Origin of the sequence: Pseudomonas sp. (genome assembly GCF_049645325.1) — a bacterium.
Taxonomy (GTDB): Bacteria; Pseudomonadota; Gammaproteobacteria; order Pseudomonadales; family Pseudomonadaceae; genus Aquipseudomonas.
Genome location: NZ_JBARTQ010000189.1, coordinates 1 through 6,133, shown reverse-complemented (window position 1 = coordinate 6,133; position 6,133 = coordinate 1). Strand labels below are relative to the sequence as shown.

Sequence of the window (6,133 nt, the reverse complement as noted above, 5' to 3'; positions counted from 1 at the left end):
GCTGCCGGCGCACACCGTCAGCTCGCCGGTGGCGGCGGCTTCGGCACCGGCCGCGAAGGCGGCGACTTCTTCGTGGCGCACGTGCATCCACTCAATGCTGTCCATGGTGCGCAAGGCGTCGGTGAGGCCGTTGAGGCTGTCGCCGGTCAGGCCCCAGATGCGCTTGATGCCCGCCTGTTCAAGGGTGGTCGCCAATTGCTGGGCCAGGTTGATTTTCGCCATGAAGAACTCCAATCGTCAGTGAGGTTAAAAGCTGCTGATCAGTAGAGGACAGTTCGATCACGGCGAATGCTCCGCCCTTAATGTGAAGATTGCGTCATGGCGGCGCGGTACTGGCGGGTACGGCGGGCGATAAACCATTGGTCACGCACCAATGCCAGCCATGGCGCGACCTTGGGGCTGGGCAGGCGCCCACGGCTGAGGCGGCGCATCTGGTAGCGCACCACAGCGAGGGTGGCGAGGGCCGCCAGGGGCTTGCGCTGCCAACTGATCGGCTTGAGTTGCGGGTTGACGTCGCGGCCTTCGCGCCAGTGTTTGATCAGTTGCGGCTCCAGGGTCAGCGCGGTGGCGATGCCGGCCATGGCGATGCCGCTGTCCAGCACTTGTTGCACGATCGGCAGGCGTCGAATGCCGCCGGTGACCATCACCGGCATCTTGGCGATGGCGGCCACTTCACTGGCAAACTCCAGGAAGTACGCTTCGCGGGCCAGGGTACGACCGTCCCGCGCTTCGCCTTGCATGGCCGGCGCTTCATAGCTGCCGCCAGATAGCTCGAGTAAATCGATCGGCAACGCATTGAGCATCTCGACCACTGCACGTGCATCGGCCTCATCGAAGCCGCCGAGCTGGAAGTCTGCCGAGTTGAGCTTTACCGCCACGCAAAATGCGGGGCTGACGCTGGCGCGAACTGCGCGGATCACTTCCAGCAGCAGGCGTGCACGGTTCTCCAACGCGCCGCCCCAGCGGTCGGTGCGCTGGTTGCTCAGGGGCGACAGGAACTGGCTGAGCAAATAGCCGTGGGCACCGTGGATTTGCACGCCGGTAAACCCGGCTTTCTCGGCCAGGCGTGCGCTGGTGGCGAAGCGTTTGATCACGTCTTGAATGTCGTCTTCGGTCATGGCCTTGGGCTTGGCAAACATCTTCGAAAAGCTGCCGAGGTCGAGCGCGATGGCGGACGGTGCCAACGCTTGCTGGCCCAGGTTGGCCATGGTCTGGCGCCCCGGATGGCTCAGTTGCACCCAAAAGTGCACGCCCTTGGCCCGTGCCACATCTGCCCATTCGCGAAAGCTGTCCAAGTGCTGCTCGTTTTCCAGGGCAACACCGCCGGGGCCGGTCATGGCGTGGCGGTCGATCATCACGTTGCCGGTCAGCAGCAAGCCCGGCTCGCCGTCGGCCCAGCTCTTGTACAGCTGCTTCAACTCGCGCGACGGCGCTTGCCGGGCGTCGGCCATGTTCTCCTCCATCGCCGCCTTGGCGATACGGTTGGCGAGGACTTGGCCATTGGGCAGTTGCAAGGCTTCGAAGGGTGACATGGGTTGACTCCTGAGCGGGGGAGGCCTCAGGCTAAGCTTAAAGTTAACTTTAATGTCAAGCAGGGCGTGACGATGAATATTGGTGAGCTGGCAAAACAGAGCGGGCTGGCGGCATCGCGTATCCGTTTTTATGAAGCCGAAGGGTTGATCAGCCAGGTTGGGCGCCAGGCCAATGGCTACCGGCGCTACTCGGTGGAGGCCCTGCAGACCCTGCAATTGATTCAGAGCGCGCAACAGGCCGGGTTCACGTTGCAGGAACTCAAGGCGCTGATGCCGGCCCCTGGCGAGCAAAAGCGCGACGAACTGCTCGAAGCGCTGGAGCGCAAGGTGCAGCAGATCGAAGGCATGCAGGCGCAATTGGCTCACAGCAAGGCGCAGTTGCTGGGGGTGATCGAGGCGGTGCGCGCGCACCCGGCAGATGTGCCGTGTTCGATGGGGCAGAAGCAGGTGTTGGCGTCGATTAAACTCAATTCATAAAAAAAGCCTTGGCATGCCAGGGCTTTTTTCATTCGCCGAACTTAGCGCCGACGGAACAACGGCAGCGGTTCATCCGTTGCGGCCTGGTACGTCACCGAGAAATCCTTGAGGCTTTCCAGCGCTTCGTACGGGTCTTTGTCGGCGCGCAAGGCGAAGGCGTCGAAGCCGCAACGACGCAGGTAGAACAACTGGTCACGCAGCACATCGCCAATCGCGCGCAGCTCGCCTTTATAACCGTAGCGGTCGCGCAGCAGGCGGGCGTTGGAGTAGTTGCGGCCGTCGGTGAAGGCCGGGAAGTTCAGGGCGATGACCTGGAAATGCTCCACGTCGTCACCGATCTCTTCGGCTTCTTCATCGGCGTCCAGCCACACACCCAGGCCGCCATCACGGGCTTTGAGCGCGTGGCCGTGCTCGCGCCACAGGGCCAGCGGCACGATCAGGTCGTCGCAGTTGGAGATGCCGTCGAAGCTCGCGTCCTTGGGCAAGAGGTGCCAGGTTTCGTCGAGAACTTCGTTGTTCTTAATGATTCGCTGCATAGACGCGCTCCTTGAACAGGTCGATGCCGATGCGCTGGTAGGTGTCGATGAAACGCTCATCTTCGGTGCGCTGCTCGACGTACACGTCGATCAGTTTGCCGATCACGTCAGGCATGGCTTCCTGGGCGAAGGACGGGCCGAGGATCTTGCCCAGGCTCGCATCGCGGCTGGCGCTGCCACCCAGGGACACTTGGTAGAATTCTTCGCCTTTCTTGTCCACGCCCAGGATGCCGATGTGGCCGACGTGGTGGTGACCACAGGCGTTCATGCAACCGGAGATGTTCAGGTCCAGCTCGCCGATGTCGAACAGGTAGTCCAGGTCGTCGAAACGGCGCTGGATCGATTCGGCAATCGGGATCGACTTGGCGTTGGCCAGGGAGCAGAAGTCGCCGCCCGGGCAGCAGATGATGTCGGTCAACAGGCCGATGTTCGGCGTGGCGAAACCGCCTTCGCGCAACTCGCCCCACAGCGTGAACAGTTGGCTCTGCTCAACGTCCGCCAGAATGATGTTCTGCTCGTGGGAGGTGCGCAGTTGGCCGAAGCTGTAGCGCTCGGCCAGGTCGGCGACGCCGTCCAATTGCTTGTCGGTGATATCGCCCGGGGCAACACCGGTAGGTTTGAGCGACAGGGTCACGGCCACGTAGCCCGGCTTTTTATGGGCCAGGGTGTTGCGGGTGCGCCAGCGGGCGAAACCTGGGTGCTGCGCATCGAGTTCGGCCAACTCGGCGTCCTGATTGCTCAGGGCCTTGTAGTCCGGGTCGACGAAGTGTTTGGCAACGCGATCTACTTCGGCTTCGGTCAGGGTGGTCTGGCCGCCGCGCAGGTGTTCCATTTCAGCGTCGACCTTCTGGGCAAATACCTCAGGGGTCAGCGCCTTGACCAGGATCTTGATCCGGGCCTTGTACTTGTTGTCACGACGGCCGTAGCGGTTGTAGACCCGCAGGATGGCGTCGAGGTAGCTCAACAGGTCCTGCCACGGCAGGAACTCGTTGATGAAGGCACCGACCACCGGCGTACGGCCCAGGCCGCCACCCACCAGCACACGAAAGCCCAAGTCGCCTGCGGCGTTGTACACCGGCTCCAGGCCAATGTCGTGGACTTCGATGGCGGCGCGGTCCGAGGTCGAGCCATTGATGGCGATCTTGAACTTGCGCGGCAAGTAGGCGAATTCAGGGTGGAAGGTGGTCCATTGACGGACGATTTCGCACCAGGGGCGTGGGTCGATCACTTCGTCTGCGGCGACGCCGGCAAATTGGTCGGTGGTCACGTTGCGCAGGCAGTTACCGCTGGTCTGAATGGCGTGCATCTGCACAGTCGCCAATTCAGCCAGGATATCCGGCACGTCTTCCAGCGCCGGCCAGTTGAACTGGACGTTCTGGCGAGTACTGATGTGGGCGTAGCCTTTGTCGAAGTCGCGGGCAATCTTGGCCATCATGCGCGTCTGACGGGAAGTCAGTTGGCCATAAGGCACGGCTACCCGCAGCATCGGCGCAAAGCGCTGAACATAAAGGCCATTTTGCAGGCGCAGAGGGCGGAACTCTTCTTCGCTCAGTTCGCCTGCCAGATAGCGTCGGGTCTGATCACGGAACTGCTTGACGCGGTCCTCGATGATGCGCTGATCGTATTCGTCGTATACGTACATATAGGTCCTGTTCTCGGCAAATCTGCGCGCACGGCCGCGCACTCCCAACGGAGCCGGCGCACGATACCAGTTTGCGTTTATGCGCAAAAGTGACGTTTGAGTATATGCAAAGAACCAAATCGACTAATGAGACTGATTATCGCGATACCCACATTTGTCATATGGGCAAGTGTGAACTTTACTGTCGTCGAGTCTTAGTGCAATCACCTATAAAACCGACAAGAGGCGATGCGATGAGCAATTCTACAAAGGTCCGTAAACCTGACAGTACCGTGGATGCCTGGGCAATTTTGTTCCTGATAATCCTGGTGGTCGGCACCGCAGTGTTCTGGGTCAGCCACCAATAAAAGAGCGTTGATTGAGCCTCGATTGACTGTCGTATTGCCATTATCATGGCGATCAACGTTCAAGGCTTGAGCAACCATGTTGAAGGTTCTGATTACGTGTGTGTGGTTGCTGGGATCGACGTACGGGGCGATGGTCCATGCTGCGTCGGTGGTGTTTCTCAACCCTGGCATGTCGACTGAAACCTTCTGGGTCAGCTACGCGCAATTCATGCAGGCCGGCGCCAAGGACCTCGGCCTGGATTTGCGCGTGCGCTATTCCGAGCGTGATGCCCAAAACACCTTGGCCCAGGCGCGTGAGGCGCTGCAAGGCAACGCGCGGCCCGACTACCTGGTGCTGGTCAACGAGCAATACGTCGCGCCGCAGATTCTGCGTATGGCCCAAGGCAGCGGGGTCAAGTTGTTGATCGTGAACAACGCGCTGACCGCCGACCAGGTGCAAATGCTCGATGCGCGCAATGACGCCCCCTGGATTGGCAGCCTTGTCGCCAACGACGAGCAGGCCGGTTACCTGATGCTCACCGACCTGCTGCGCTCGCATGGCCCGGTCTCACCCGGTGAATCCCTCGACCTGCTGGCGTTCTCCGGGGTCAAAACCACCCCGGCCGCGCAACTGCGTGAACAAGGCCTGCGCCGCGCCTTGGCCGAGCACCCCGAAGTGCGCCTGCGCCAACTGGTCTACGGTGAATGGAGCCGCCAGCGTGCCTTTGACCAAGCCACGCAATTGTTCAAGCGTTACCCGCAGACGGCGCTGGTGTGGTCGGCCAATGATGAGATGGCCTTGGGCGCCATGCAGGCCTTGCAAGACAGCGGGCGGGTGCCGGGTAAGGATGTGTTGTTCAGCGCGATCAACAGCTCGCCGGACATTCTGAAAGCGCGTTTGGACGGGCGGCTGACAACCTTGGTCGCCGGGCATTTCACCTTGGGCGGGTGGGCGATGGTGTTGATCAATGATGATGCCAAGGGCGTCGACATCGGCGCCTACGGGGGGCGTGACCGCCAGGAGGCGTTATTCCAGCTGATTGATGCCGAGCAGGCGCAACGCTTGCTGGGGCCCGCGCCGTCGGTGGATTTTCGCGCGTTGTCGGCGGTGGGTAAGCCGGCGTCCTATCGCTATCCATTTAGCCTGCAGTTGTTGCTGCGCTAAACGCCGGCGAGCAGTAACACCAGTTTGACGATGCCGAACAGGGTCAAGGCGAATATCGCGGTGAACAGAACGCCCAGGATCACGAAGTGGCTCGGCTTGCCGTGGGTGAAGTCGCGCGCGCGGTTTTTGCCGCTTTGCACGCCAAAGGCGGCGGCCATGACGCTGTGCAGCATCTGCCAGAAGGTGGGTGGCTTGTTGTTGACTGGATCGTTCATGTGTCCCTCAGGGGTTTGTGGCTGATGGGAGCATAGTTCAAGCGTTTGGGGGGGTGGGGGGTGTATATCCGTTATTTGGGTTGTGGCTGCTTATGGTTCCGCTCTTACAGCGTGTCACTTTTGGAAAAGAGCCCCAAAAGTAACCAAAAGGGCTCTTGCCCCTCCACTCGGCACCTCGCCTAGGCTCGGTGTGCCCTCACTCCGGCTTGAATCCGTGGGCCGCCGTGACGGGCCATCCAT

The 6,133-nt window shown here is 61.1% G+C and carries 7 protein-coding genes; 2 read left to right on the top strand and 5 right to left on the bottom strand.

The features are described 5' to 3' along the window. Together WBB95_RS08420 and WBB95_RS08415 are read right to left on the bottom strand one after the other, a co-directional pair. A partial coding sequence (locus tag WBB95_RS08420; protein ID WP_424487159.1) for a thiamine pyrophosphate-binding protein occupies window positions 1-222 on the bottom strand: 222 nt, incomplete at its 3' end. A 77-nt stretch (window positions 223-299) separates the two neighbouring features. Beyond that, a complete protein-coding gene (locus WBB95_RS08415) occupies window positions 300-1,532 on the bottom strand; it encodes an NADH:flavin oxidoreductase/NADH oxidase family protein (RefSeq protein ID WP_424487158.1) in 1,233 nt (410 codons plus the stop codon). A 72-nt stretch (window positions 1,533-1,604) separates the two neighbouring features. On the opposite strand from WBB95_RS08415, the gene WBB95_RS08410 reads away from it, so the two are divergent. Further along, window positions 1,605-2,009 (top strand): MerR family transcriptional regulator, encoded by a 405-nt coding sequence (locus WBB95_RS08410; protein WP_424487157.1) that lies wholly within the window; start codon window positions 1,605-1,607, stop codon window positions 2,007-2,009. 41 nt (window positions 2,010-2,050) lie between these two features. Here WBB95_RS08410 and WBB95_RS08405 read toward each other — a convergent pair whose 3' ends face one another. Together WBB95_RS08405 and WBB95_RS08400 are read right to left on the bottom strand one after the other, a co-directional pair. Next, window positions 2,051-2,545: a DUF934 domain-containing protein gene (locus WBB95_RS08405; RefSeq protein WP_048727764.1), complete on the bottom strand. Its 495-nt coding sequence runs from the start codon at window positions 2,543-2,545 to the stop codon at window positions 2,051-2,053. Next, complete coding sequence (locus tag WBB95_RS08400; RefSeq protein ID WP_424487156.1) at window positions 2,529-4,187, bottom strand: nitrite/sulfite reductase; 1,659 nt, start codon at window positions 4,185-4,187, stop codon at window positions 2,529-2,531. The genes WBB95_RS08405 and WBB95_RS08400 overlap by 17 nt, the downstream gene beginning before the upstream one ends. A 423-nt stretch (window positions 4,188-4,610) precedes the next feature. On the opposite strand from WBB95_RS08400, the gene WBB95_RS08395 reads away from it, so the two are divergent. After that, on the top strand, window positions 4,611-5,678 hold the full coding sequence (locus tag WBB95_RS08395) for an ABC transporter substrate-binding protein (RefSeq protein ID WP_424487155.1): 1,068 nt from the start codon (window positions 4,611-4,613) through the stop codon (window positions 5,676-5,678). Here WBB95_RS08395 and WBB95_RS08390 read toward each other — a convergent pair. Next, window positions 5,675-5,893: a DUF2970 domain-containing protein gene (locus WBB95_RS08390; protein ID WP_424487154.1), complete on the bottom strand. Its 219-nt coding sequence runs from the start codon at window positions 5,891-5,893 to the stop codon at window positions 5,675-5,677. The two genes, WBB95_RS08395 and WBB95_RS08390, sit on opposite strands and share 4 nt — an antisense overlap. Window positions 5,894-6,133 lie beyond the last annotated feature (240 nt).

Bases quoted from the DNA above. Each gene is read 5' to 3' on its own strand.
- WBB95_RS08415 (WP_424487158.1), bottom strand. From the start codon at position 1,532: ATGTCACCCTTCGAAGCCTTGCAACTGCCCAATGGCCAAGTCCTCGCC.
- WBB95_RS08410 (WP_424487157.1), top strand. From the start codon at position 1,605: ATGAATATTGGTGAGCTGGCAAAACAGAGCGGGCTGGCGGCATCGCGT.
- WBB95_RS08405 (WP_048727764.1), bottom strand. From the start codon at position 2,545: ATGCAGCGAATCATTAAGAACAACGAAGTTCTCGACGAAACCTGGCAC.
- WBB95_RS08400 (WP_424487156.1), bottom strand. From the start codon at position 4,187: ATGTACGTATACGACGAATACGATCAGCGCATCATCGAGGACCGCGTC.
- WBB95_RS08395 (WP_424487155.1), top strand. From the start codon at position 4,611: ATGTTGAAGGTTCTGATTACGTGTGTGTGGTTGCTGGGATCGACGTAC.
- WBB95_RS08390 (WP_424487154.1), bottom strand. From the start codon at position 5,893: ATGAACGATCCAGTCAACAACAAGCCACCCACCTTCTGGCAGATGCTG.